18 protein-coding genes are annotated in these 26802 nt (G+C 67.4%); 10 read left to right on the forward strand and 8 right to left on the reverse strand.

Annotated features, from left to right (window positions below):
* Positions 1-62 precede the first annotated feature (62 nt).
* Complete coding sequence (locus tag AC5P8R_RS01845) at positions 63-1232, reverse strand: OprO/OprP family phosphate-selective porin (RefSeq protein WP_032959491.1); 1170 nt, start codon at positions 1230-1232, stop codon at positions 63-65.
* A gap of 332 nt (positions 1233-1564) precedes the next feature.
* Here AC5P8R_RS01845 and AC5P8R_RS01850 point away from each other — a divergent pair, with 332 nt between their 5' ends.
* Together AC5P8R_RS01850 and AC5P8R_RS01855 are read left to right on the forward strand one after the other, a co-directional pair.
* Complete coding sequence (locus tag AC5P8R_RS01850) at positions 1565-2908, forward strand: dicarboxylate/amino acid:cation symporter (RefSeq protein ID WP_014648357.1); 1344 nt, start codon at positions 1565-1567, stop codon at positions 2906-2908.
* A 230-nt stretch (positions 2909-3138) separates the two neighbouring features.
* On the forward strand, positions 3139-5430 hold the full coding sequence (locus AC5P8R_RS01855) for an NADP-dependent malic enzyme (protein ID WP_014648356.1): 2292 nt from the start codon (positions 3139-3141) through the stop codon (positions 5428-5430).
* A gap of 531 nt (positions 5431-5961) precedes the next feature.
* On the opposite strand, the gene AC5P8R_RS01860 is transcribed toward AC5P8R_RS01855, so the two are convergent.
* Together AC5P8R_RS01860 and AC5P8R_RS01865 are read right to left on the reverse strand one after the other, a co-directional pair.
* Positions 5962-6705 (reverse strand): basic secretory protein-like protein, encoded by a 744-nt coding sequence (locus AC5P8R_RS01860; protein ID WP_032959489.1) that lies wholly within the window; start codon positions 6703-6705, stop codon positions 5962-5964.
* Positions 6702-10046 carry a GH92 family glycosyl hydrolase gene (locus AC5P8R_RS01865; protein WP_495222944.1) on the reverse strand — a complete coding sequence of 1115 codons (3345 nt, stop codon included), beginning with the start codon at positions 10044-10046 and terminating at the stop codon, positions 6702-6704. Before AC5P8R_RS01865 ends, AC5P8R_RS01860 begins: the two co-directional genes overlap by 4 nt.
* A gap of 420 nt (positions 10047-10466) precedes the next feature.
* On the opposite strand from AC5P8R_RS01865, the gene AC5P8R_RS01870 reads away from it, so the two are divergent.
* Genes AC5P8R_RS01870 through AC5P8R_RS01880 form a run of 3 tightly spaced genes read left to right on the forward strand, consistent with a single transcriptional unit; the run spans position 10467 to position 13107 of the window.
* Positions 10467-10664: a zinc-finger domain-containing protein gene (locus AC5P8R_RS01870; RefSeq protein WP_005410967.1), complete on the forward strand. Its 198-nt coding sequence runs from the start codon at positions 10467-10469 to the stop codon at positions 10662-10664.
* Between the two features lie 15 nt (positions 10665-10679).
* The gene (locus AC5P8R_RS01875; RefSeq protein WP_014648352.1) at positions 10680-11795 is read left to right on the forward strand and encodes a glycosyltransferase; all 1116 of its coding nucleotides are present in this window, start codon (positions 10680-10682) and stop codon (positions 11793-11795) included.
* The gene (locus AC5P8R_RS01880) at positions 11776-13107 is read left to right on the forward strand and encodes an O-antigen ligase family protein (RefSeq protein WP_046432437.1); all 1332 of its coding nucleotides are present in this window, start codon (positions 11776-11778) and stop codon (positions 13105-13107) included. The genes AC5P8R_RS01875 and AC5P8R_RS01880 overlap by 20 nt, the downstream gene beginning before the upstream one ends.
* 101 nt (positions 13108-13208) lie before the next feature.
* Here AC5P8R_RS01880 and AC5P8R_RS01885 read toward each other — a convergent pair whose 3' ends face one another.
* Positions 13209-14126 (reverse strand): LpxL/LpxP family Kdo(2)-lipid IV(A) lauroyl/palmitoleoyl acyltransferase, encoded by a 918-nt coding sequence (locus AC5P8R_RS01885; RefSeq protein ID WP_014648350.1) that lies wholly within the window; start codon positions 14124-14126, stop codon positions 13209-13211.
* A 60-nt stretch (positions 14127-14186) separates the two neighbouring features.
* On the opposite strand from AC5P8R_RS01885, the gene waaA reads away from it, so the two are divergent.
* Together waaA and AC5P8R_RS01895 are read left to right on the forward strand one after the other, a co-directional pair.
* Positions 14187-15485, forward strand: a complete 1299-nt coding sequence (gene waaA, locus AC5P8R_RS01890) for a lipid IV(A) 3-deoxy-D-manno-octulosonic acid transferase (RefSeq protein ID WP_014648349.1) — start codon at positions 14187-14189, stop codon at positions 15483-15485.
* A gap of 223 nt (positions 15486-15708) precedes the next feature.
* Positions 15709-16953 carry an amino acid transporter gene (locus tag AC5P8R_RS01895; RefSeq protein ID WP_262088122.1) on the forward strand — a complete coding sequence of 415 codons (1245 nt, stop codon included), beginning with the start codon at positions 15709-15711 and terminating at the stop codon, positions 16951-16953.
* 100 nt (positions 16954-17053) lie between these two features.
* Here the strand turns inward: AC5P8R_RS01895 and AC5P8R_RS01900 are convergent, their stop codons facing one another.
* The 3 genes from AC5P8R_RS01900 to AC5P8R_RS01910 all read right to left on the reverse strand — a co-directional run bounded on the left by AC5P8R_RS01900 (position 17054) and on the right by AC5P8R_RS01910 (position 19893).
* Positions 17054-18412, reverse strand: coding sequence for a TolC family outer membrane protein (locus tag AC5P8R_RS01900; RefSeq protein WP_014648347.1), 1359 nt, complete (start codon positions 18410-18412; stop codon positions 17054-17056).
* Between the two features lie 16 nt (positions 18413-18428).
* The gene (locus AC5P8R_RS01905) at positions 18429-19076 is read right to left on the reverse strand and encodes a protein-L-isoaspartate O-methyltransferase family protein (RefSeq protein WP_014648346.1); all 648 of its coding nucleotides are present in this window, start codon (positions 19074-19076) and stop codon (positions 18429-18431) included.
* Between the two features lie 136 nt (positions 19077-19212).
* Entirely contained in the window at positions 19213-19893 is a 681-nt protein-coding gene (locus tag AC5P8R_RS01910; RefSeq protein WP_032958174.1) for a TetR/AcrR family transcriptional regulator, read from the reverse strand.
* 119 nt (positions 19894-20012) lie between these two features.
* On the opposite strand from AC5P8R_RS01910, the gene AC5P8R_RS01915 reads away from it, so the two are divergent.
* Together AC5P8R_RS01915 and AC5P8R_RS01920 are read left to right on the forward strand one after the other, a co-directional pair.
* Positions 20013-21143, forward strand: a complete 1131-nt coding sequence (locus tag AC5P8R_RS01915; protein WP_032958176.1) for an efflux RND transporter periplasmic adaptor subunit — start codon at positions 20013-20015, stop codon at positions 21141-21143.
* 4 nt (positions 21144-21147) lie between these two features.
* Positions 21148-24309: an efflux RND transporter permease subunit gene (locus AC5P8R_RS01920; protein ID WP_053496227.1), complete on the forward strand. Its 3162-nt coding sequence runs from the start codon at positions 21148-21150 to the stop codon at positions 24307-24309.
* A gap of 585 nt (positions 24310-24894) precedes the next feature.
* Here AC5P8R_RS01920 and AC5P8R_RS01925 read toward each other — a convergent pair.
* Positions 24895-25800 carry a LysR family transcriptional regulator gene (locus AC5P8R_RS01925; RefSeq protein WP_053496224.1) on the reverse strand — a complete coding sequence of 302 codons (906 nt, stop codon included), beginning with the start codon at positions 25798-25800 and terminating at the stop codon, positions 24895-24897.
* A 117-nt stretch (positions 25801-25917) separates the two neighbouring features.
* On the opposite strand from AC5P8R_RS01925, the gene AC5P8R_RS01930 reads away from it, so the two are divergent.
* Complete coding sequence (locus AC5P8R_RS01930) at positions 25918-26691, forward strand: SDR family oxidoreductase (RefSeq protein WP_053496223.1); 774 nt, start codon at positions 25918-25920, stop codon at positions 26689-26691.
* The last annotated feature ends 111 nt before the right edge of the window (positions 26692-26802 follow it).

A 26802-nucleotide genomic window follows, 5' to 3' on the forward strand; every position in this document is an offset into this window, starting at 1 on the left:
GCAGTCTACGCAGGGCCGGCGGGCGTGGCGTGCACGCCCGCCGGGGTCTGACGTGGAAGGGGTCAGAAGTGCATCTGCGCGCGCAGTTCGAAGATCTCCGGCGTGCTGTGCACGCCACGACGGCTGGCGTCGACCTTCACGTAGTTGGCCTGGAACTTGAAGTGGCTGGTCAGGTACCAGTTCGCGCCCAGCGTCAGGTCGTGCTGGCGGCCGCCGAGGATGCTGCCATCGTCCAGGTCGAGACGGCTGTATCGGGCCAGCAGTTCGACCGCGCCGTAGTTGTGCGCCGGCTTGATGTTGGCCACCGCGCCGGCGTTGTACGGGCGCGATTCGCCGGTCAGCACCCAGCTGGCCATCGCGTACTGGCCACTGCCGGTGTAGTCGGGCTTGCCGTCATGACGGGTGACCGTAGCGCGCAGCGCTTCGGCCTGCAGCGAGAACGGGCCCCGGATCCAGATGCCTTCCAGGCCGGTGCGGCGGATCTGGTCGGCAGTGACCAGCGCACCGGAATCGACGTAGCGGATGTCGGTCAGGCCGGCTTCCGGGCGCGCGCGCAGGCGGGCGCTGGCCTCGTGATGCACGTCGCGGCCATCGCTGTAGCCACGCGGGTTTTCCTGCGAGTAGGCCAGGCCCAGGTGGATCACATCGCCTGGTGCCTTCACCGGCGTCCACACCGCACGCACCGCCTGGGTGGTGCCGGGGTTGTCGCCCTGCAGGTCCTTGCCGCCATAGGCCCCGGCCTGCAGCAGGTACTGCGGGCGCTCCAGCACCCACTCCACGCCGGTGCGGCGGCCTTCGTAGAAGGCCTGCACCGGCAGCGAGGTTTCCAGGAAGCTGCCGGCACGCGAAGAGGTGTTCGCATCCAGGCCGACCGGGGTCTTCATGTAGCCGAAGCGGAAGCGGCCGACGTCACGGCCGAAGAAGGCCTTGCTCTCGAAGCGCACGAACACGTCCAGCCAGGTATCGGCCTGGAAGTCGTAGTAGACCATCGCATCGTAGACGCCCTTCTTTTTCAGCGTCGCGCCGAATTCCTTGCGGCGCACGGCATCGTCGTCCTCGAGGCCACTGGCCGAGGAGAAGTCGTTGTAGTCGTAGGCGATGTTGGCGGTGGCCGCCAGCTCGGTGCCATCACCGAAGGTGTACTTGGTCGGCCAGTTGTCGAAATCGGCGGCCGAGGCGAAGGCGGGAAGGGCGGCCAGCGACAGGGCCAGCAAGGTGGGATTCGGGCGCATGTTGGGTGCGGCTCTCTCAGATTGCGTGTGGACAGGACATCAACGGCCGCAAGGGCCGGAACTTTCGCAAAGACTCACCCAGCCGTTCAGCCCGGGCCACCAGCCTCCCCAGGATCGGGCGGTGCGGCGCCAGTGTAGGCACCTGTGCCACCTGAACCGGGAGGCTAGTACCAATAGGTTATCTGCGCTGGCGTGCCTGGCGCGTACAAAGGCGTCCATTGGTCGCACCTCCTGTGCGTGCTGCACAGGGCCTGCGATCAGTTTCCACGGTAACGGTTCCCGTGCAGCTCCGGGGCCGTACGTGCCTGAAAACGCCCCTTCCGGAGTCCGCCATGCACATCCCGACCGCAGCACCGGTGCCTGCAAAGCCGTTGCCGATCTATCGCCAGCTGTACTTCCAGGTGATCGTGGCGATCGTCCTGGGCGCCATCCTCGGCCATTACGAGCCGTTGATCGGCGAGAAGATGAAGCCGCTCGGTGATGCCTTCATCAACCTGGTGAAGATGATCATCGCGCCGGTGATCTTCCTCACCATCGTCACCGGCATCGCCAGCATGACCCACCTGCGTACGGTGGGCCGGGTCTTTGCCAAGGCGATGGCGTACTTCCTGTTCTTCTCCACGCTGGCGCTGATCGTCGGCATGATCGTGGCGCACGTGGTGCAGCCCGGCGCCGGCATGAACATCAACCCGGCCGAGCTGGACCAGACCGCGGTGCACAGCTACGTCGAGAAGTCGCACGACCTGACCCTGGTCGGCTTCCTGATGGACATCATCCCGAAGACGCTGCTCAGCGCCTTCGTCGACGGCAACATCCTGCAGGTGCTGTTCGTGGCCGTGCTGTTCGGCATCGCGCTGGCGATGGTGGGGGAGAAGGGCAAGCCGGTGCTGAACTTCCTGGAGGCGCTGGTCGCTCCGGTGTTCAAGCTGGTGCACATCCTGATGAAGGCCGCCCCGATCGGCGCCTTCGGTGCGATCGCCTTCACCATCGGCAAGTACGGCGTCGGCTCGCTGATCAACCTGGCCTGGCTGGTGGGCTCGTTCTACCTCACCGCCTTCCTGTTCGTGGCGGTGATCCTCGGCGTGGTCTGCCGCCTGTGCGGCTTCTCGGTGTTCAAGCTGGCGCGCTACCTGAAGGCCGAACTGCTGCTGGTGCTCGGCACCTCGTCGTCGGAGTCGGCGCTGCCGTCGCTGATGGAGAAGATGGAACGCGCCGGCTGCAGCAAGTCGGTGGTGGGCCTGGTGGTCCCGACCGGCTACTCGTTCAACCTGGACGGCACCAACATCTACATGACCCTGGCGGCGCTGTTCATCGCCCAGGCCACCAACACCGAACTGACCCTGGGCCACCAGATCGCCCTGCTGCTGGTCGCCATGCTCAGCTCCAAGGGCGCGGCCGGCGTCACCGGCGCGGGCTTCATCACCCTGGCCGCCACCCTGGCCGTCGTGCCGGAAGTGCCGGTGGCCGGCATGGCGCTGATCCTGGGCGTGGACCGCTTCATGAGCGAATGCCGCTCGCTGACCAACTTCATCGGCAATGCCGTGGCCACCGTGGTGGTCTCGCGCTGGGAAGGCGCGCTGGACCGCAACCGCCTGAAGCTGGCGCTGGATGGCCGCGAAAGCGAACTGCCGCCGCCGGTCGATGCGCTGCCCGAGGCACTGCCGGCCAAGGGCTGATCCAGGTGTGTGGTACCGCGGGGCCGGTCACGACAGTGGTACGGCCCCGCGGCGTTTCAGGGCGTCCCATGGCTGTCATGGGCAACGCCGAAGCTGACATCCCGGTACCGTCGCATACGGCACGGAATTGTGCGGTCGCAGCATGCTTGCGACAGGATAGCGACAGGTCCAGACGCTCCAACGGGGGTATCATCCCCTGTCCCTTCTGCCCATTCATGTAACCCACATCGATGTCCAACGAAGATTTCAAACAGGCCGCCCTCGATTACCACCGGATGTCCCCGCCGGGAAAGATCAAGGTTTCCGCTACCAAGCCCATGCTGACCCAGCGCGACCTGTCGCTGGCGTATTCGCCGGGCGTGGCGTACGCCTGTGAAGCGATCAAGGCCGACCCGCAGCAGGCCAGCGAGCTGACTGCCCGCGGCAACCTGGTGGCGGTGATCTCCAACGGCACCGCGGTGCTGGGCCTGGGCAACATCGGCGCGCTGGCCGGCAAGCCGGTGATGGAAGGCAAGGGCGTGCTGTTCCAGAAGTTCGCCGGCATCGATGTGTTCGACATCGAAGTCGACGAGACCGACCCGGACAAGCTGGTCGACATCATCGCCTCGCTGGAACCGACCTTCGGCGGCATCAACCTGGAAGACATCAAGGCGCCGGAATGCTTCGTGGTCGAGCGCAAGCTGCGCGAGCGCATGAAGATCCCGGTGTTCCATGACGACCAGCACGGCACGGCGATCATCGTCGGCGCGGCGGTGCTCAACGCCATGGCGATCACCGGCAAGAAGATCGAGGACGTGAAGCTGGCGACCACGGGCATGGGCGCGGCCGGCATTTCCTGCGTGAACATGCTGGTGCAGCTGGGCCTGAAGCCGGAAAACATCCTGGCCTTCGACCGCGAGGGCGTGATCCACACCGGTCGTACCGACCTGGATCCGGAAAAGCAGCGCTATGCGCGCGACACCGACAAGCGCACCCTGGCCGAGATCGTCGACGGCGCGGACATCTTCCTGGGCCTGTCGGCGCCGGGCATCCTGACCGCCGACATGGTCAAGACCATGGCGCCGGATCCGGTGATCTTCGCACTGGCCAACCCGACCCCGGAAATCATGCCGGAACTGGCGCGCGCCGCCCGTCCGGACGCGATCATCGGCACCGGCCGTTCGGACTACCCGAACCAGGTCAACAACGTGCTGTGCTTCCCGTACCTGTTCCGTGGTGCGCTGGACGTGGGCGCCACCGCGATCAACGAGGAAATGAAGATCGCCTGCGTGCGTGCCATCGCTGCACTGGCCCGCCGCGCCGCCACCGACATGGGCTCGGCCTATGGCGGTGACACCCCGAGCTTCGGCCGTGAATACCTGATCCCGCGTCCGTTCGACCGTCGCCTGCTGGTGGAGCTGTCGGCCGCCGTGGCCCAGGCCGCAATGGATTCGGGCGTGGCCTCGCGCCCGATCGACGACATGGGCGCCTACCGCGACAAGCTGGCCCAGTTCGTCTACCGCACCAGCCTGATGATGAAGCCGGTCTACGACCGCGCGCGCAGCGACAAGCAGCGCGTGGTGTACGCCGAAGGCGAAGAGGAAGTGGTGTTGCAGGCGGTGCAGAACGTGGTCGATGACGGCCTGGCGCACCCGATCCTGATCGGCCGCCCGGAAGTGATCGAGTCGCGCATCGAACGCCTCGGCCTGCGCCTGAAGATCGGCGAGAACGTTGAAGTCACCAACATCAACGATGACCCGCGCTTCAACGAATACTGGCAGTACTACCATGGCCTGACCGGCCGTCGTGGCGTGACCGTGGCCGCGGCGAAGAACCTGATGCGTTCGCGCCCGACCCTGATCGCAGCAGTGATGGTGGCGCGCGGCGAAGCCGATGCGATGCTGACCGGCATCGTCGGCCGCTTCCACAAGAAGCTGGGCTACGTGCGCAGCGTGCTGCCGCTGGAGCCGAAGGTCACCTCGACCTCGGCGATGACCGGCGTGATCAACCAGCAGGGCGTGTTCTTCTTCGTCGATACCCACGTGCAGGAAGACCCGACCGCCGAGCAGCTGTGCGAAGCGACCCTGCAGGCGGCCTACCGCATGAAGTTGTTCGGCATCGAGCCGAAGGTCGCGCTGCTGTCGCACTCCAACTTCGGCAGCCACGATTCGAAGGACGCGCTGAAGATGCGCCAGGTGCGCGAGCTGCTGCTCAAGCGCAACCCGCGCCTGAACGTGGACGGCGAAATGCAGGGCGACACCGCATGGGATGAAGCGCTGCGCCAGAAGCTGCTGCCGGGCTCGACCCTGCAGGGCCGCGCCAACCTGTTCGTGCTGCCGAACCTGGAAGCGGCCAACATCGCCTACAACCTGGTGCGCGTGTTCACCGATGGCGTGGCGATCGGCCCGATCCTGATGGGCGTGAACAAGCCGGTGCATATCCTGACCACCAGCGCCACTTCGCGCCGGATCCTGAACATGACCGCGATCGCGGCGGTCGATGCGCAGATCCGCAAGCAGCTGGAAGCGGAAAAGAAGGCATAAGCCTTCTTTCCCACTTCCGCTGCCCACGCATTCTTCCTCTACCCCCGCCTTCGGCGCGCCCCTTCAACAAGAAGGGGCTCCTGGTCGGGAGAATGATGGCGCTGGCGCGGCTGGACGTCGGCGCAAGTGAAAACACCGGGCATTGCCCGGTGTTTTCATTTGCCGCAACGGCCGCCGAACCTGCCACACGCGCTACGCCGCCCGGTCATTTCCCTGCAACGCCGTTGCGGCCCAATACGCCCACGCGGCCCGGCCGTGGGAAGGTACCGGACCGGCCTTCCCACCCTGGGCCCGACCAACTTTCATGGGCGAGGGTGTCATGCGTAATCGAGTCACGCGGCGATATTTCCAGCAGCTGTTCGCGCTGTACGCCGGTTTCGTGCAGTCGCGCTGAGGCGTAGAAAGCAGCGAGGTAGAGTCGACCGTTGGTCGACTATCGCGCGAAGCGCGGGGTTTTCGGGGGCTGTACGAAAGTCAGTCGACTAACAGTCGACTCTACCCAGTCGCCCCAATTCCCAGTTGACCAGCCAGTCAGCGCCGCTTGCCGCGGCGTGCAGGGGCCGGCGGCGGTGCATCCGACCGCGGCTTGGCGTACTGGGCCCACAGTGCGGGCAGTGCCTTGCCGGTGTGCTTCTGCCACAGGGCCGGTGCATAGCGGCCATCGCGCAGGGCCGTGTCCAGTGCCAGCACCAGGCCCGGGTGTTCGGCGTCGGCCCATTTCAGGAACGCACCGGTGACCCGGTAGCCGCTGTCGAAGTTCTGACCCTTCTCGACCTTGCCCGGCAGCGACCAGCCCGCGGCGGCATTGTCCATGCCGTAGCGGTCGCGTGCGTAGTCGGCGATGCCCTCCACCAGCCAACCCGGCACCCGTGCGTCGCCATGGCCCGGATAGCCCTGCACGATGTGCATGGCCTCATGGGTGACCAGGTCGATGTCGTTGGGGTGCTGCGCCAGCCAACCCGGATTGATGGTGATCGTTGCCGCCTGGTCCTTGTCACCGACGAAGGCGATCCCGGTGTAGGCCGGATCGATCACGATGCGCACCATCGATGGCGCGGCCGGGTGGAAGTCCGCACGTTCGCGCAGGTAGGCGAAGTAGAACGTATCGATCACCCGCTTGCGCTGCGGCGCGGCCAGGGCGCCACGGGCGTCCTGGTAGTTCAGCGTCACGCCGTCGCGGGTCAGCTGCGCATCAAAGGCCTGGGTCTGGCCGAAGCTGGAGAAGGAAAGGGCAACAAGGGCCAGAGGCAACAGACGGTAGCGCATAGGGCTCATTGTACGGCGCTGGGCGCCAACAGTTCGATCTCCGCCAGCGGCAGCCGGCCCGGCGCGGCCAGGCGCAGCCGGTACTCGCTGTAACGACCGGGTCTGGCGATGCGGAACGGACGGGTCTGGCGGGCAGACTCGAAGGCTTCGCCGCTGCGCTGGTCGAGCACGGTCCAGTGGCCGTTGCCATTGCGCGCTTCCAGCGTCCATTCGCCGCCCTGGATGCGGCCGTCACCGCTGGTCAGCGTATACATCGTCGGCGTGCCATTGCTCAGGCCGGTCAGTGCGATGGTCGCGCCGCCACCCAGGCCGACGGTGGTGGCCGCATCGTCATCGACCAGCGCCGGCAGGGCGCGGCCATCGGCCAGCGTCGCCTTCGCGCCGCTGCCGAGCAGGTCGTGCAGCAGCTGCGGGCGCTGGCCACGGGCGGTCAGCGAGCGCGGCACGTCATCCACGCCGCTGCCCCAGCGCGACGGCTGCGGGCCCATCACGAAGTCCAGCGTCGCGCCCTTGGCGATCAGCTCGTGCGGCACCCAGGTCTTCGTCCAGGGCGTGCCGTTGATCTTCAGCGACTGCACGTAGACGTTCTCTCGCGAATTGTTGGCCGCGTTCACGGTCAGCACCGCGCCGCCCTGCAGTTCCACCCGCGCGTGGCGGAAGGCCGGCGAACCGATCACATACTCCGGGGCGCCCATGCGCAGCGGGTACAGGCCCAGCGAGGCCAGCACGTACCACGCCGAGGTCTCGCCATTGTCCTCGTCGCCCGGATAGCCCTGGCCGATCTCGCTGCCGACGTACAGCCGCGACAGGATCTCGCGCACGTGCTGCTGGGTCTTCCACGGCTGCCCGGCGTACAGGTACATCCACGGGATGTGGTGCGCCGGCTGGTTGCTGTGCGCGTACATGCCCATGCGCACGTCGCGCGCCTCGGTCATCTCGTGGATGGTGCCGCCGTAGGAACCGGCCAGTGCCGGGTCCGCGGTTTCCGGCGTGGCGAAGAAGGCATCCAGTTTCGCCGCCAGCTTGTCGCGGCCACCGTACAGCGCGGCCAGGCCTTCGCCATCGTGGGCGGCGGTGAAGGCGAAGGTCCAGCCATTGGACTCGGTGTAGTCGTGGCCCCACACGCGCGGGTCGTAGTCCTTCGCGTCCACGCGCCAATGGCCATCGGCAGTGCGGCCCTGGAAGAAACCGGCGGCCGGATCGAACATCGTCGTGTAGCTGGCGGCGCGATAGCGGAAGTAGTCGGCCTCGGTGCTGTAGCGCTCGCGTGCGGCCGGCGTGGTCGCACGCTTGGCCAGCGCGTCGGCCATGTTGGCGATGCCGAAATCATTGAGTGCGCCTTCCATCGTCCACGACATGCCTTCATGCACGTCCGCGCTGGCGTAGCCACGGAAGGTCGAACGGTCCATGCCCTTGCGGCCGACATGGCGGTCGGGCGGGACCACGGTCGCGTTCTTCAGCGCGGCGGCGTAGGCCTCGGCCGGATCGAAACCGCCGATGCCCTTCAGCCACGCATCGGCGAAGGCCACGTCCGAGCTGGTACCGACCATCAGGTCCGCATAGCCCGGCGACGACCAGCGTGCGATCCAGCCGCCGGCGCGGTACTGCTCGATGAAGCCCTGCACTAGCTGGCCGGCATCGTCGGGCGTGAACAGTGCATAGGCCGGCCAGGTGGTGCGGAAGGTGTCCCAGAAGCCGTTGTTGACGAACACCTTGCCATCGCGCACGCCGGCGTAACTGCGGGTCGCGCTGCCTTCGGTGTTGTCATCGCTGGCGCTGGCCTGGTTGGCGTAGCGCCACTCCGGTGCGGCGGCGCTGCCCACGTTCTCGTGGCCGGAATTCGGGTACAGGTACAGCCGGTACAGGCTGGAGTACAGCGTGGTCTTCTGGTCGTCGCTGGCATCGCCGATGTCGAAGCGGGCCAGGCGCGCGTCCCACGCGTCCTGTGCGCGGCCGGCCACGCTCTCCAGCGTATCGGCGGCGGCGATTTCCAGTGCGAGGTTGTGCCGCGCCTGCTCCACCGAGATCAGCGAGGTGGCGATGCGCATCGTCACCCGCCGCTCACTGCCGGCATCGAACTTGATGTAACCGGTCGGGCGCCCGGTGTCGAGGCGGCCGCTGCTGCGCCAGGGCTTGTCGAAGCTGGCCACCACGTACATGCGGCTGGCGCCGTTGGAGAGGCCGCTGCGCGTATCGGTGTAGCCGGACAGCGTCTGTGTGGCGGCATCCAGAGTCAGGCCACCACGTGCATCGACGTTGTCGAACAGCAGGTTGGCGTCACCGCCTTCGGGGAAGTCGAAGCGGAACAACGCGGCATGATCGGTCGGTGCGATGGCGGCAGCGATGCCGTTGTCGAAGCGCACGTCGTAGCGGTAGGGGCGCGCGCTTTCATGGCGGCGATCGAACGACAGCGCGCGCTTGCGGCGGTCGGCCTCCGGCACGCCACGGCTGGCCGAGGGCATCACCTGGAAGGTCTGGCGGTCACCCATCCACGGGCTGGGCTGGTGGCTCAGCGCAAGCGCCTGCAGCTGCGGGCGGTTCTGTGCGTCGTTCTGTTCGTTCCAGCGGTACAGCCAGTTCAGTGCGCCGGCATCGGTCACCGGGGTCCAGAAGTTGAAGCCGTGCGGCACCGCCGTGGCCGGGAAATTGTTGCCGCGCGAGAAGGTGCCGTTGGCCTGGGTGCCGCGGGTGGTCAGCACCCAGTCGGAGACGCGCTGTGGCTGCTGCCGCGGCTGTGCGTCCAGGCGCACGTCATCAATCCAGCCAGAGACCGGCGCGCCCTCGGCACTGGCCACCTCCAGCTCGATCGCCACCACGCGGCGGCCCTTCAGCGTGGGTACGTCGCCCAGCCGCACTGCCTTGCGCGCCCACTGTTGCGGGTACAGCGTCTTCGATTCGCCCTGCGCGAGCGCGCCGATCGCCACCCCATGCTGGTCGCGCGCCGTACCGGCCGACACGCGGCTGCCATCGTCCAGCAGCAGGTCCAGCGAGACATAGGTCGAAGCGACGGTGTCCTTGCCGACGATCTCCGGCAGCACCAGCCACGACAGCGTGGTATCGGCCTCGATGGGCAGGTCGGCCTTGAACAGTTCGCGCCGCGCGCTGCCGCCTTCGCTGCTGTAGCGCAGTGCATGCAGGCCGCTGTAGCCGGCGTTGCGCTTGGCCGCGTAAGGCGCCGCAGGGCCGTTGCCGATCGTGACCTGAAGTGCACCCGCGGCCTGCGTCGGGGCAGGTTCGCCGGGCTCGAACGAGGTCTGCAGCCCCTGTGCCAGCACCGGCATCGCAGTGGTCGCACAGGCCAGGGCCAGGGCGAGTGGAAGCAGGGCGCGGCGCGGATCGGACAGGGTCATGCAAGGGTCTCCCGGAAGGGCTGGCGGCGGGCAGAACCCGCATCGGCGGACACCACGGACAGCATCGCTCCGCCCGCCAGGCTGGCAGTGGAAGAGGCGATGCCGGTCCGGTGGGGGCGGGCCATGCGATCGGGTTGGATTGGGTGGGTCGGGGTGCGACCTGGCCCGATCCTGCAACAGCCGTCGCGCGCTGGCAAGTGCCATTTAGTTCGATCCAAATGCGGGAAATATCGCTGGAGTCGATTCTGGCGAGCGAACCTGCCGGAACGACCGCGAAATCCCCGGCGCCGCCGCCGCCCGGCGTGCGGCGGGGAGATGCGAGGCATCGGCGGGAGCGCGCAAAGGCCCGTTGTGGCGCAATGTCGGTGCGGCCCAGATGCTAGAATCACAGGCCTCGCAACCCGTTCACCGACATCCGCCATGAGCCATACCGCCACCGCGCCCGCCAACGCCGAGAAGCGCTACACCGTGCACCGCAGCGATCTGCCGTTGAGCTGCCCGACCCCGGAAATGGCGCTGTGGAACTCGCATCCGCGCGTGTACCTGCCGATCGAAGACGAGCCCAACGGTGAAGCGCAGTGCCCGTACTGCGGTTCCGTGTTCGTGCTGGCCGACTAAACGGCGGCCCCTTCGATGCGCCGATTGACCGTGGTGCAGTTGCTGCCGGCGCTGCACTCCGGCGGTGTCGAGCGCTCGACCCTGGAAATCGCTGCTGCCCTGGTCGCGGCCGGCCATCGTGCACTGGTGGTGTCCGCCGGTGGCCGCCTGGTGCAGCCGCTGCTGGACAGCGGTGCCGAGCACCTCACCCTGGACATCGGCCGCAAGTCGCTGCTGACCCTGCGCCATCTGCCGACCCTGCGCCGCCTGTTTGCCGAGGTCGGTGCGGACATCGTGCACGCCCGTTCGCGGCTGCCGGCCTGGCTGGGCCTGTACGCGATCCGCGCCATGCCCGCCGCACAGCGCCCGCACTGGGTGACCACCGTGCACGGGTTGAATTCGCCCAGCCGCTACAGTGCGGTGATGACCAGTGGCGAACGCGTGATCTGCGTGTCCAATACCGTGCGCGCCTTCGTGCAACGCCACTACCCGACGGTGCCGGAAGAAAAACTGCAGGTCATTCCCCGCGGTGTCGATGTCGGCCAGTTCCCACGCGTAGCACGTGCCGACCGTCGCCCGCGGCTGGCCCTGGCCGCCGATTATCCCTGGCTGGCGCAGGTTGATGGCCCGCTGCTGCTGTTGCCCGGGCGCGGTACCCGGCTGAAGGGCCACGCCCACGCGCTGCAGCTGCTGGCCGACGTGCGTGCCGCCGGCGTGCCTGCGCAGCTGTGGATGCTGGGTACCGAGGAACCCGGGCGTGAGGCCTACGTGGCCGATCTGCGCCGCCAGGCTGCGGCACTGGGCGTGGCCGAGGCCGTACAGATCAGCACGCCTACCGCACGCATCGCCCTGGCCTACGCCGCCAGCGATCTGGTGCTGCAGCTGTCGGACAAGCCGGAAGCCTTTGGCCGCACCGTGGTCGAGGCGCTGTCGGTCGGCCGCCCGGTGCTGGGCTGGGACCACGGTGGCGTCGGCGAACTGCTGCAGCAGTTGCAGCCCGGCGGCGCGGTGCCGCTCGGCGACGCGCGCGCGCTGGGTGAACGTGCGCTGGCCCTGCTGGCGCAGCCGCCATCCTTGCCGACCCGCATCCCGTTTACCCTGCAGGCCATGCAGCGCGATACCCTCCGCCTCTATGCCGATCTCGCCGGCTGACCCCGCTGCCATCGTGCGCGACGACCGCGCTGGGCGCTGGGCACCCTGGTGGGTGCTGGCGTACGTGGCGATGTGGCCGTTGCCAGGCATCGCTGAAACCGTGCTCGGCCTTGGCGCGCTCTATGCTGCCGTGCGCATGGTCATGCGCCGGCTGCAGCGCCGCCCGCACCTGTTGAGCACGGCGGCGTGGGCCCTGACCTCGATCCTGTTCCTCGGCTACTGGCTGCCACAGGCGTTCTCGGCCATCGATGCGATCGATCCGGCGGCCTCGTGGACCAAGGCTGCCGCCGGACTGCGCTACCTGCCCTTCATGTGGCTGGTGGCGATCGCGGTGGCCACACCGGAACGGCGGCGGCTGACCTTCGGCGGCCTGGCGCTGATCACCGGCGCGTGGACGCTGGACGCGTTGGTACAGGCGCTGGCCGGCACCAGCCCATGGTTCTGGTCGCTGGAGCACCTGAAGCTGGCCGTAAGTGGCCACGCGCTGTGCCCGGCCGACGAAGCCGCACTGGCCGACCGCCTCAGTGGCGCGCTCGGGCCCTGCAACCTGAAATTCGGCCAGGTGCTGGCCAGCCTGTCACCCTTCCTGCTGCTGCCGATGGCGCGGCGTTTCGGCAGTGCGGGGTGGTTGCTGGCCGCCGCCGCAGTGGGATGCGTGCTGCTGCTGGCCGGTTCGCGCGCCTCGTGGATCACCTTTGTGCTGGTGCTGGCCTACAGCGGCCTGCGCCAGTTCGGCTGGAAGCGGCTGCTGCTGCTGGCCCTTGTGGCAGCGCTGGGTACGGCCGCACTGACAGCGGGCGTGCCGCAGCTGCGCGAGCGTGTTGCGCGCACGGCACAGGCATGGAACGAAGACGGGCAGGGCGTTGACGAGGCGCTTTCGGGGCGCGCGCGCATCTGGACGGCGGCGGTGTGCATGATCGAGGAACATCCGGTCAACGGTGTCGGTGCGCGCGGCTTCCGTGATGCGTATCCGGCCTGCGTGTCAGACGAGGGCCCCGCCGTGTGGGGCAATCAACCGGCATTGCACGCCCACCAGATCGTGCTGGAAATCCTGGCCGAGACCGGCGTGCTGGGCCTGCTGCTGTGGCTGGCGGCGGTGGCGCAGGCCTGGCGGGCCTGGCGCTATGCACCGCCGGCGGCGCGTGACCGCGCCCGCCCGGCGATGCTGGCGCTGGCGGTTACCGTGTTCCCGCTCAATACGCACCTGGCGTTCTATTCTGCGTTCTGGGGCGGCCTGACCGTGCTGCTGGCGGCCCTGTTCGCCGGCAGTCTGCTGGCCCGCGAATCGGACGAATCTCCGCCGATGCAGTAGTTGCCAACCTTGGTGGGCTCCCCGGGACCGGCCTCGGTTCATCCGGCGCCAACCAAGGTTGGCGACTACCGCGAGGACGCCGGCCCTTCCACCGCATCCGGCTATTTGTAGAAATCACTCCGGCCGCCGGGCTGGCGCTTGAAGCGGCGGTGGATCCACAGGTACTGGTCGGGGGCTTCGCGCACCATCTCTTCGATGGCCTGGTTGACCCGCGTGGTATCGGCTTCCACGTCCTCGCTGGGGAAATTCTCCAGCGGTGCGCCGATCTTCAGCACGTACTTCCCGCCTTCGCGGCGGTGGAAGTACGGGATCACTGCACAACCGGTCATCCTTGCCAGCTGGTGGGTGGCGGTGATGGTCGAAGCGGTGTGGCCGAAGAACGGCACGAACACGGTGTCCTTGCCACGCATGTCCTGGTCCGGCGCGTACCAGAGGAAGCCGCCCTTCTTCAGGTGGCGCACGGTCGCGCGGATGTCCTCGTTGGCGAACATCGCCTTGGCATAGCGCAGGCGGCCGAACTTCACCGCCCACTCGTACACCGGGTTCTTGTGCTTGCGGTACATGCCGGACAGGTCGACGTAGTCGCACAGCAGGCGTCCGCACATTTCCAGGGTCATGAAGTGGCCGGAGACCAGCAGCACGCCGCGGCCTTCAGCCTCCATCTGCCGCAGGTGTTCCAGGCCTTCGATCCGTACCTGCGGGCGGATGCGGTCGATGCTGCCCCACCAGGCGCGGATGCACTCGAACACGCCCACGCCCAGCGCATCGAAACTGTCGCGCACCAGGCGCTGGCGCCAGGCTTCGTCCTTCTCGGGGAAGCACAGCTGCAGGTTGACTTCGGCGGCGCGGCGGCGGCTGCCGAGCAGGCGCCAGGTGATCCAGCCGACGCCCCGGCCCAGCGCGCGCTGCAGCATCCACGGCAGGCGAGCGATGGCGAAGGCGCCGAACATGGCGGCGAACATCGGCCAGTTGCGCGGATCGCGCAGCGATGGGCGGACGGCGGTGGAGGCATCTGACATGGGGCCATTCTACCAAGGCGGCCGCGTGTCTTTCCCCGGGGGCTCCCGTATCCTTGCCGCATGCGCAAAGACCCTGTCGAATGGATCCTGCGCGGCCTGTATTCGGTCGTGCTCTACATCCTGCTGCCGATCACCGTGTACCACCTGGTCTGGCGCGGTTTCCGGGTCCGTGAATACTTCCGGCGCTGGGATGAACGCTATGCCTCCTATCCGCAGCCGACCGGGCAGCCGCGGGTCTGGCTGCACGCGGTCTCGGTGGGCGAGGTCAATGCCGCCGCGCCGCTGGTCAATGCCCTGCGCCAGCAGCGCCCGGACATCCGCTGGGTGATCACCACCATCACCCCGACCGGCTCCGAGCGCGTACGCGCGCTGTGGGGCGACGCCCTGGACCATGTCTACCTGCCGTACGACGTGCCGGGCAGCGTCAACCGTTTCCTCGGCCATTTCCAGCCCAGCCTGGCGCTGATCCTGGAAACCGAGCTGTGGCCGAACATGCTGTTCGGCTGCCGTGACCGCGGCATTCCGGTGTACATCCTCAACGCCCGGTTGTCGGCGCGTTCGCTGCGCGGCTACCGGTTGCTGGCGGCACTGATCCGCCGCGCGCTGCGCACCGTCACCTGCGTGGCCGCGCAGTCGCAGGACGATGCCGAGCGCTTCGTGCAGCTGGGGGCGGATCCCGGCCAGGTGCAGGCGCTGGGCAACCTGAAATTCGACATCGCCACGCCGGATGTGCAGGGTTTCGTCGAACAGTTCCACGCGCGGGTACCGGCCGCTCGTCCGGTATGGATCGCCGCCAGTACCCATGATGGCGAGGAGCAGGCGGTGATCGACCTGCACCGGCGCCTGCGCCAGCGGCATCCGGAGCTGCTGCTGCTGTGGGCACCGCGACATCCCGAGCGTTTCCCGAAGGTGGAAGCGCTGGCGCGCGAACAGGGCTGGAGCGTGGCGACCCGCCGCGTGGACCAGTGGCCACACGCGGCCACCGACGTGTTCGTCATCGACACCCTTGGCGAGCTGATGCCGTTCTATGCCTGCGCCCAGGTCGCCTTCGTCGGCGGCAGCCTGCAGGCCATCGGTGGTCACAACCTGCTGGAGCCGGCCGCGATGGGAACGGCGGCGGTGACCGGCCCGCACCTGCACAACTTCGCGGAAATTTCCCGGCGCATGCGCGAGGCCGGGGCGCTGCTGATCGGCGAGGACGCGCAGGCGGTGGGCGATCTGCTGCAGCACCTGCTCGACGATGCCCAGGCCCGCGAAGACATGGCGCGGGCGGGATGCACGCTGGTCAGCAATGGCCGCGGCGCGCTGCAACGCACGCTTGCCCTGGTGGCGCCGCACCTGCCACCACCGCGCGAGTGATCGCGGCAGCGCGGAGTCAGCGGCGCTGACGAGCATTGTCGTGATCAACTTCATCAATTCTGCTTAGCGACGATTTTTCTGTCGTTGCTGGACCGACCCTGCCGCTGGCAGCGTGCCTGCCATCACATCGTTGCGCACATTCCACCGATTCTGATTCCGCAGGACGACGCAGGCTGCCAGCCTGCTGTCGACCGCGCTTGGGCGGATATCAAGGGAACTTGCGATGGACGGCGACAGGGGCGGGGACGGCACGGGTGGGGCCGGACTGGGGACGGACCATCTGGCGGTGGTGGCGTTGACACTGTTGGTGGGCGGCAGCGTGATCGCACTGGTGGGCCAGCACACGGCGGCACAGGCAGGCCCCGCCATCGTGCTCAGCCTGTTGCTGGCTGCACTGGGGGCCGGCCTGGTGCTGTGCTGCCTGCAGGATCTGGTGCTGCGGTTGCCGGCGGGCGAGGGCCTGCACGGGCTGCTGGCTGCCAGCTGGGGGCCGCGGGTGGCGGGCGTGTTGGGCATGGCCCTGCTGCTGGAGCTGGTGGCGACCACGGCGGGCGTGGCGCAGTCCATGGCCCTCCATCTGCACGCGGTGCTGGCCGCCGAAGGCCTCCAGCCCTGCGACTGGCTGCCGGAACAGGTCACGGCGGCGGTGGGCCTGCTGATGCTGGGCGCGCTGGCATTGCTGCCGCCACGGCGTGTGGTGCTGGTGGCCTGCGCCCTGTTGACGGTGAAGATCGGTGCGGGGGTGTTGCTGCTGGCGCTGGCGGCACGTCATGTGCATTACGCGCACTGGATCCCCTGGCTGCCACCGGCGACCGCGCCGTATCGCTTCGGGCTGGGCGGGGTGCTGGCGGCTGCGGTGCCGCTGCTGGGGGTATTTGCCAGCGTCGGCTTGGCACTGGGCTTTCCTGCGTTGCGCCGCCAGGGCGCGATGTGGCAACCGGCAGTGCTGGCGCTGGTCTCGTTGCTGGCGATGCTGCTGCTGATCGTGCTGGCAGCACTGCAGGCAGGGCTGGTCGAGTTTTCCGCGCTTGCCAGTCCCCGGCCACTGTCGGTGGCGCTGCAGATGCATCCGCAATTGGAGTGGATGCTGCCGTTGTTGCCGCTGGCGGGGGCTACGGGCCTGGCCGCCCTGCAGCTGGTGCTGCTGATGCTGGCCTTGCGGCTGGCAACATCGCTGTGGCCAGGGGCGGGTGATGCAGTGGGACGCTCCCGCGGTGTGATCGTGGCGGCGGTCGGACTGCCGGCGGTGATGCTGGTGCTGTGGCTGCCGTTGGGCACCCTGCCGGCGCTGCCGGGTCCGGCAACCCTGCTGGTGATGGCGGCGCTGTGCCTGGCGGTGCTGCGGCGGCGGAATGACATGAGGCAGGGCGCAACCGGTCGCGAACTGGTGCTGCCGATGCTGGCGCCCTTGGCGGCCGCGCTGTGCGTCCTTGCGGCGTTGGAACGCCTGCGGGCATGGCCGGGCTGAGGGTTCGCGGGGCCACGCAACGGGTAGCTGCGGGCGGATGCACCGCCTGCAAAAAAGCCACCCTTGCGGGTGGCTTCTTTGTTGCCGGCAGGGCGACGGATCAGTGCGTGGTCGTTGCCGGATTGCCCGCGTCCTGGGTCAGCAGGCGGTTGACGTCCTGCAGCTCTGCCACGTCCAGCGCACCCAGCGACTGGCTCAGCAGCAGGCGGTTCTGCAGGAAGGTGTAGCGGGCCTGGGCGTAGTCCAGCTGCGCCGAGAACAGGATGCGCTGGTTCTGGATCACGTCCAGCACGGTACGGGTACCGACTTCCAGGCCGACCTGCGAGGCGTCGTACGCGCTCTGTGCCGAGACCACGGCCAGGCGACGGGCCTCCACTTCGCTGATGCCCTGTACCAGGGTCTGGTAGGCATTGCGGGTGTTGCGGTCCAGGGCGCGCTTCTGCTGCTCGTAGCCGTCCTGGGCGATGTCACGCTGGGCCAGCGCCTGGCGCACGCCGGACTGGGTGGCACCACCGGAGAAGATCGGCACGCTCAGGGTCAGGCCGATGCTGTTGGTGCGGGCGTCCGGCGACAGCGAACCGGAACCAGTGCTGTCACCCCAGGTCGCGCTCTTGCCCCAGCTGCCGCCCAGCGACAGGGTCGGGTAATGGCCGCCACGGGCGGCCTGCACGCCAGCCTCGGCGGCGCTGACCTTCAGTTCCTGCGCCTTCAGCGCCGGATTCTGGGTGGTGGCCTGCTGCACCAGCTCATCGATGTTGCCACGGTTGGCCGGCACTTCCGGGCGGAAGTCGGCCGGCAGCCCACGCAGGTTGGTCACCGGCTGGCCGGTCAGTTCGGTCAGGGCCTGGTAGTTATCGGCCAGGGTGTTCTGCGCAACGATGGTGTTGGCACGCGCCTGGTCGTACTGGGCGCGTGCTTCGTGCACGTCGGTGATCGGCGCCAGGCCCACTTCCAGGCGCTTGTCGGCGAAGTCGAACTGCTTCTTCGCGGCCGCTTCATTGGTCTGTGCGGCATTCAGCGATTCGATCGCCACCAGCACGTTGAAGTAGGCCGCCGAGGTGCGCACGATCAGGCTGTCGTTGGCCGAATCGAGGGTGAAGTCCGCCGCCTTGCTCAGCTCGCGCTGCGAACGCAGGTTGTTGATCTGGGTCCAGTTGAACAGCGTCTGGCTGCCGTCGATCGTGTAGGTGCGGCGCTTGTTGGTGAACGAGCCGGAGTTGGCGTCGGCGTTCGGCTCACTGCGCGTGCGGTTCAGCTGGGCCTGGCCGTTGATCTGCGGCAGCAGGGCGGCGCGCGCCTGCACGGCGCCTTCCTTGTCATACAGCCGGGTCGATTCGGCGGCGGACAGCTGCGGATCGCCATTGCGCGCCATTTCGTAGACCTGCAGCAGGTCGGCGGCATGGGCGGACAACGGCAGCAGGGCAGTGGCCAGCGCAACAGCGAGGGATCGGCGGATCATTGCGGCTTCCTTGGACTCAGAGGTGGAACTGGGGGGCCGGGGCGGCACCACGCAGGTAATCGATATCGGTCTCGAACAGGGACTCGCTGCTGCCGTCGGCCTTGACCAGCAGGGCCTCCATCGCCGGCGAGCGGCCGTGGATCACGAACAGGCGACCACCCGGACGCAGCCACGAGGCGAACTGTGACGGCACCACGTCGACCGCACCAGTGACACAGATCACGTCAAAGCGGCGTTCGGTCTGCCAGGACAGGGCGTCGGCCACTTCCACGCGGACGTTGGTGCCCAGGCCGGACGCGTCCAGGCGAGCGCGCGCGGCGGCGGCCAGCTCCGGGTCGATTTCCAGGCTCAGCACGTCGCGCGCCAGCGCGCCGATGCAGGCCGACAGGAAGCCGCTGCCGGTGCCGATTTCCAGCACTTCGTCACCCGGCTGCAGGTCCAGCGCCTGCAGGGTACGGCCCTCGATGACCGGCTTCATCATCTTCTGGCCATGGCCGATCGGCAGTTCGACGTCGGCGTAGGCCAGTGCCCGGTGTGCATCGGCGACAAAAGCCTCGCGCGGTAGGCGGGCCAGGACGTCGAGCACCTTGATGTCCAGCACGTCCCAGGGACGGATCTGCTGTTCCACCATCAGTTCGCGGGCGTGGGCGTAATCAATCGTCATGAGGTTCAAATCCAGCGCAGTGGGCCGGCCATTTTACCGGTGCCGGAGGCCGGCGGCGCGCCCAGAGCATCAGCTGCCGGGTGGCCGGGGTCGCAGTGCCGGAAGTCATCGCGACCTCCGGTTCGTTCAGTTTTGGTTATTCAGCCGTCCCGGCCCCTCGCGGCGCATAGGCGCGCAGGAAGAAGTCGATGCTGGCAGTCACGTGGGCAAGAGGGTCGCATTCCACCGGTGACAGTGGCATGCCGCACATCATATGCATGTGCACTTCACCCTTGACCAGGGTCAGGAACTGCTCGCCAGCCAGCGAACAGTCGGTGATTTCCAGCTCGCCGCGCTCGGCGCGTGCCCGCAGGAAGTCAGCCAGGGCCTCGCAGGTACGTTCCGGTCCTGCCTTCCAGAACAGCTCGCGCAGGCGTTCGTCGGTCTCCGGCGCCATCATCATGCGCTGGATCGAGATCGCCGCATCGGACGTGATCAGTTCGAAGAAGGCCAGACCGATCCCGATCAGCTGGTCGCGCAGCGGGCCGTCCGCGTCGGCCACGAACAGGGCATCGGGCAGCATTTCAATGCACTTCGACTGCACGGCCTCGGAGAACAGGGTCTCCTTGTCGCCGAAGTGGCTGTACACAGTCAGTTTCGAGACGCCGGCCTGAGCGGCGATGGTGTCCATGCTCACGCCGGTATAGCCCTGTTCGATGAACAGTGTCTTGGCTGCTTCAAGGATCGCCGCGCGCTTGCCGAGGTCCTTGGGGCGCCCGGGTCCGGCGGCCTTGGCAGCGGGCTTGGCCGACGGCTTGCGGGAAGTGTGAGAACTCATCACGACAATACTAGACCAAGCGGTTCGATATTTATACTATACCGGCCGGTTTATTAAATTGGGCCGGCAGTCGCGGCTCCCCCCTTAGTTGCAACCCTGCGTTTTCAGGACGTTGACCGATGAAGATCGTGCGCTGGATGGGCGGTATGGTGTGGATGGCTGCGCTGGCAGCCTGTTCGGGACAGGAACAGGCGCCCCAGGCGGCCGTTCCGGTGCTGGTGGTTCACCCTGGCGAGCAGGCCGGGCAGGCGCCGGCGGCGTTCCCGGGCACGGTGCGTGCGCGGCAGGAAAGTCCACTGTCGTTCCGCGTTGGCGGCAACCTGGTCAAGCGCCACGTCGATGCCGGGCAACGGGTGAAGAAGGGCGACGTGCTGGCCGAGCTGGACGTGGCCGACTTCGCGCTGCAGGCCCGCGCCTCGCAGGCGCAGCTTGCTGCGGCCGAAGCCGATCTGGTGCGTGCCCGTGATGACCTCAAGCGCTACCAGGTGCTGGCCGACCAGCAGCTGGTCAGCCGCTCGCAGCTGGACCAGCAGTCCGCCGCCTTCAAGGCCGCGCAGGGCCAGGCCAACGCCGCCCGCGCCAACCTCGATGTGCTGCGCAACCAGGCCGACTACGCACAGCTGCGCGCGCCGTCCGATGGCGTGATCGCCAGCCGCGAGGCCGAAGCCGGGCAGGTGGTGTCGGCCGGCCAGACCATCTTCAACCTGGCCGCCGATGGCGGGCGCGAAGTGCTGATCGACCTGCCCGAGGCCACCATCCGCGACTATGCGGTGGGCCAGCCGGTCGAGGTGGAGCTGTGGAACCGTCCTGGCCAGCGCCTGCCAGGCACGATCCGCGAGATCGCCGCTGCCGCCGATCCACAGGCACGCACCTATGCAACCCGGGTCAGCCTGCCCGCCGATGCGCTGGCCGATGTCGAACTGGGCCAGAGCGCGCGCGTCTACAGCAGCGCCGGCCGCCACGGCACCCTGCAGCTGCCGCTCGGTGCGCTGCAGCGCGGTGCCAACGGTGCCGCCAGCGTGTGGGTGGTCGATCCGGCCAACAGCACGCTGAAGGCCGCGTCGGTCACCACCGGTGCCTATGGCAGCGAATCGGTACCGGTGCTGTCCGGCGTGAATGCGGGTGACTGGGTGGTCGCTGCCGGCGGACACCTGTTGCGTGCCGGCCAGCCGGTGATCGCCGTGGACCGCCAGAACCGCCCGGTGCTGAAGCCGGCCACGCCGGCCGCTGCCGCCAAGGCCAAGGAGTAAGCCGGTGCGCCGCTTCAATCTTTCCGAGTGGGCGTTGTCCAACCGCCCGCTGGTGCTGTTCGCGATGCTTGCCTTCGCGCTGATCGGCGCATGGTCGTACAAGCATCTGGGCCAGTCCGAGGATCCGCCATTCACCTTCAAGGCGATGGTGGTGCGCACGCTTTGGCCGGGCGCCACCGCCGAACAGGTCTCGCGGCAGGTGACCGAGCCGATCGAGAAGGCGCTGATGAACACCGGCGAGTACGAGTTCATCCGCTCCTATTCGCGCCCCGGCGAATCGCAGGTCATCTTCATGGCGCGCGACAGCCTGCGTTCCAGGCAGATCCCGGACCTGTGGTACCAGGTTCGCAAGCGCGTGGGCGACATCCGTGCGACGCTGCCGCGCGAGATTGTCGGCCCGTTCTTCAACGATGAGTTCGGCGACACCTACGGGAACATCTATGCGTTGACCGGCAAGGGCTTCGACTACGCGGTGATGCGCGACTACGCCGACCGCATCCAGCTGGAACTGCAGCGCGTACCCGATGTCGGCAAGATCGACCTGGTCGGCCTGCAGGACGAGAAGGTGTGGATCGAACTGTCCAACACCCGGCTGGCAACGCTGGGTGTGTCGATGCAGCAGGTGCAGCAGGCGCTGGCCGACCAGAATGCGATCACCGGCACCAGCTTCTTCGAGACCGCCACCGATCGCGTGCAGCTGCGCGTGACGGGCCAGTTCAACGACATCGACGCCATCCGCCAGTTCCCGATCCGTGCTGGCGACCGCACCGTGCACCTGGGCGACATCGCCGAGGTCAAGCGTGGCTTCGCCGATCCGGCGTCGCCGAAGATGCGCTTCATGGGCGAAGAGGCGATCGGCCTGGCGGTGGCGATGAAGGATGGCGGTGACATCCTCAAGCTGGGCGCCAACCTCGACGCCGAGTTCGAGCGGCTGCAGAAGACCCTGCCGGCTGGCATGCAGCTGCGCAAGGTGTCCGACCAGCCGCAGTCGGTGGAGGAGTCGGTTGGCGAGTTCGTGCAGGTGCTGACCGAAGCGGTGGTGATCGTGCTGCTGGTCAGTTTCTTCTCGCTGGGCCTGCGCACCGGCCTGGTGGTGGGCGTGACCATTCCGCTGGTGCTGGCGATGACCTTCTTCGTCATGCATTACTTCGACATCGGCCTGCACAAGATTTCGTTGGGCGCACTGGTGCTGGCGCTGGGTCTGCTGGTGGACGATGCGATCATCGCGGTGGAGATGATGGCCACCAAGATGGAGCAGGGCTTCGATCGCCTGCGCGCGGCCAGCTTCGCCTGGGAATCGACCGCGTTCCCGATGCTGACCGGCACATTGATCACGGCAGCCGGCTTCCTGCCGATCGCCACGGCGGCATCGAGCACCGGTGAATACACCCGTTCGCTGTTCCAGGTGGTGACCATCGCACTGGTGGTGTCATGGATCGCAGCGGTGCTGTTCATCCCGTACCTGGGCGACAAGATGCTGCCGGACCTGTTCAATCCGCAGCCGCCGAAGCCCGGCAGCCTGTCCGCGCGTTGGCTGGCCAAGCGCCAGCAGTGGGCCGACCGCTATCCGGCGCTGGCCAACCTGATCGCACCGCCGCAGCATGGGCACGACCACGATCCCTACCAGCGCCCGTTCTACCGCAGCTTCCGGCGCTTCCTCGACGCCTGCCTGCGCCGCCGCTGGTGGGTGATCGCCGCGACCGTTGCCCTGTTCGTGTTCTCACTGATGATGTTCCGCTTCGTGCCGCAGCAGTTCTTCCCGGACTCGACCCGGCCGGAACTGATGGTGGACATCGAGCTGGCCGAGGGGGCGTCGCTGCGCTCGACCCAGGCCCAGGCCGAGAAGCTGGAGAAGCTGCTGTCCAGCCGCGAGGGCATCGCCAACTATGTGTCCTATGTGGGTACCGGTTCGCCGCGCTTCTACCTGCCGCTGGACCAGCAGCTGCCGGCGACCAACTTCGCCCAGTTCGTGGTGCTGGCCAAGGACATCAAATCGCGCGAAAGCACTCGTGACTGGCTGCTGCACGAGGTGATTCCGAAGTTCCCGGACGTGCAGATGCGCGTGACCCGCCTGGAGAACGGCCCGCCGGTCGGTTATCCGGTGCAGATGCGCATCTCCGGCGAGCACATCGAGAAGGTGCAGGCGATCGCGCGCCAGGTCGAGGCCAAGGTGCGTGAGAACCCGCACGTGATGAACGTCAACCTGGACTGGAGCGAGCCGAGCAAGGTGGTGCGGCTGGTGATCGACCAGGAGCGTGCCCGCGCGCTGGGCGTGAGCAGCGCCCAGGTCAGCCAGTTCCTGGCCAGTTCGCTGGCCGGCCAGTCGGTGAGCGTGTATCGCGAAGGCAACCGCCAGATCGAGATGCTGCTGCGCGGGCCGGCCGATGAGCGCAACCAGCTGGAGCTGCTGTCCAGCCTGTCGATGCCGACCGCCAACGGCGGCAGCATCACGCTGTCGCAGGTGGCGACGATGGAGTACGGCTTCGAGGACGGCATCATCTGGCACCGCAACCGGTTGCCGACCGTGACCGTGCGCGCCGACATCAGCGATGGCATGCAGGCGCTGGACGTGGTGCACCAGATCGTGCCCACGCTGGATGGCATCCGTGCCGAGCTGCCCAGCGGCTACCTGCTGGAAACCGGCGGCACCGTGGAGGACTCGGCGCGCGGGCAGAACTCGATCAAGGCCGGCATGCCGCTGTTCCTGGTGGTGGTGGCGACGCTGCTGATGCTGCAGCTGCGCAGCTTCTCGCGTGCGGCGATGGTGCTGGTGACCGCGCCGCTGGGCATCATCGGTGCGACCCTGTTCCTGCTGCTGTTCCGTGCGCCGTTCGGCTTCGTCGCGCTGCTGGGCACGATCGCGCTGGCGGGCATGATCATGCGCAACTCGGTGATCCTGATCGACCAGATCCAGCAGGACATCGATGCCGGGCATGACCGCTGGCATTCGATCATCGATGCCACGGTGCGCCGCTTCCGCCCGATCGTGCTGACCGCGCTGGCGGCCGTGCTGGCGATGATTCCGCTGTCGCGAAGCGCGTTCTATGGCTCGATGGCGATCTCGATCATGGGTGGTCTGATCGTGGGTACGGTGCTGACGCTGGTGTTCCTGCCGGCGTTGTACGCGGCGTGGTTCCGGGTGAAGCCGGACGAATCCGGGGCGTAATGCCCGGGTTCTGCGGCTGCACCCATCCACGCATGGCGTGGATGGATCTGCTCGCGGAATCTGCCTTCTGTAGAGCCGAGCCATGCTCGGCTGCGCTATGCGCGATGATGGGATGAGTCGAGCATGGCTCGACTCTACAGAAGCACCCACGCATGACGTGCATCTACAGCAGCGGATCGTTGCCCTGGTAGGTGCCAACCTTGGTTGGCACTGCAGCATGCATCCACGCATGGCGTGGACTGATCTGCTCGCGGGATCTGCTTTCTGTAGAGCCGAGCCATGCTCGGCTGCTCTTCGCTCTTCGCTCTTCGCTCTTCGCGCGATGATGGGATGAGTCGAGCATGGCTCGACTCTACAGAAACATCCCCGCATGGCGTGGATCTACCGCAACTGGTCCTTGTCCTGGTAGGTGCCAACCTTGGTTGGCACTGAAGCATGCATCCACGCATGGCGTGGACTGATCTGCTCGCGGGATCTGCTTTCTGTAGAGCCGAGCCATGCTCGGCTGCTCTTCGCTCTTCGCGCGATGATGGGATGAGTCGAGCATGGCTCGACTCTACAGAAGCACCCGCGCATGACGTGGATCTACTGCAGCTGCAGGCCGATCCGCAGCACTGGCAGCAGCCACTCGACGAACACCTGCACGCGCAGTGCACGGTGTTGCCGATGCGGTTGCAGCAGGGTCACCGGCAGCGGCTGCGCCGCGTACTGCGGCATCACCTCCACCAATGCGCCTGACTGCAGCTCGGCCTGCACGTCGTAGCGCGGAATCTGCAACAGCCCCAATCCCGCCACGCAGCACGCGATCGAGGCCTCGGCGCTGTTCACGCGTACCCAGCCGGGCATCGGCAGCGTGCGCAGCTGGCCGCCATCCTGCCATTCCCACGGTTCCACCCGTGCCGTGGTCGGCGACGCATAGTTCACCGCGCGGTGCTGCGGCAGGTCGGCAGGATGCTGCGGAACACCGTGCTCGCGCAGGTAGGCCGGCGCGGCCACGTTGACGAAGTCGAGTTGGCCCAGCGTGCGCGCCACCAGGCTGGAATCGCCCAGCTGGCCGACCCGCAGCACCGCATCGCAGCCGTCTTCGATCAGGTTCACCGCGCGGTCGGTCATGCCCAGGTCCAGTTCCACCTGCGGGTAGCGCGCGAAGAAATCCGGCAACGCCGGGGCGATGATGCGACGGCCGATGCGGCTGGGTACGTCGATCTTCAGCAAACCGGCCGGTTGCGCGTCGTCCTGCCGGAACAGCGACTCGGCGTCTTCAACCTCCGCGATCAGGCGCAGGCAGCGGGCATGGAACACGTCGCCGTCATGGGTGGTGGATACCCGTCGGGTCGAGCGCTGCAGCAGGCGGGTGCCAAGCCGCTGTTCCAGCTCGGCAATCGCCGCCGAGACGGTCGAGCGGGGCAGGCCGAGCTGGTCGGCAGCACGGGTGAAGCTGGCGCATTCCACGACCCGGGTGAAGATGCGGAAGCGATCGATCCGGTCCATTGTTCGCTGGTCCTGGAAAGTTAAGTCAATGTGGCGGGCTTTATCCGCATTTTCTGCACGATATCGTCGTCAGGGCAGGGTTGCCACCCCGGGCAGCCCCCTCCTGAGACCGAAGCCATGACCGAGCATTCCCTCAAGGGCAAGACTGTGCTGATTGCCGGTGGTGCCAAGAACCTGGGCGGCCTGATCGCCCGCGACTTCGCCCGCCAGGGTGCCAGCGCCGTCGTCATCCACTACAACAGTGCCGCCACCCAGGCCGATGCAGAAGCAACCGTTGCCGCCGTGCAGGCGGCCGGCAGCAGGGCGGTAGCCCTGCAGGGCGACCTGACGTCGGCGGCAGCGATGGAGCGCTTGTTCGCCGATGCCGTGGCCGCAGTCGGCCGTCCCGACATCGCCATCAATACGGTCGGCAAGGTGCTGAAGAAGCCGCTGCTGGAGATCAGCGAAGCGGAGTATGACGAGATGAGCGCGGTCAACGCCAAGGCCGCATTCTTCTTCCTCAAGGAGGCCGGCCGCCAGGTCAACGACGGCGGTCGCATCTGCACCCTGGTCACCTCACTGCTGGGTGCGTTCACGCCGTTCTATTCCAGCTATGCCGGCACCAAGGCACCGGTCGAGCATTTCACCCGCGCGGCGTCAAAGGAGTTCGGTGAGCGCGGCATCTCGGTGACTGCGATCGGGCCGGGCCCGATGGACACGCCGTTCTTCTACCCGGCCGAGAGTGCCGATGCACAGGCGTACCACAAGACCGCGGCCGCGCTCTCGGCGTTCACCCGTACCGGCCTGACCGACATCGCCGACATCGTGCCGTGGATCCGCTTCCTGGTCACCGATGGCTGGTGGATGACCGGGCAGACCATCCTGGTCAATGGTGGGTACACCACCAAATAATGCAGCCGCGCATGGCGTGGATCTGCTGCGCGACATTCGAACGATCCACGCATGGCGTGGATCTACAGTAGAGCCACCCCATGGGTGGCTGCGCACAATGACCAAAGGCAG

The organism is Stenotrophomonas sp. YJH_SMC_73 (assembly GCF_059370155.1).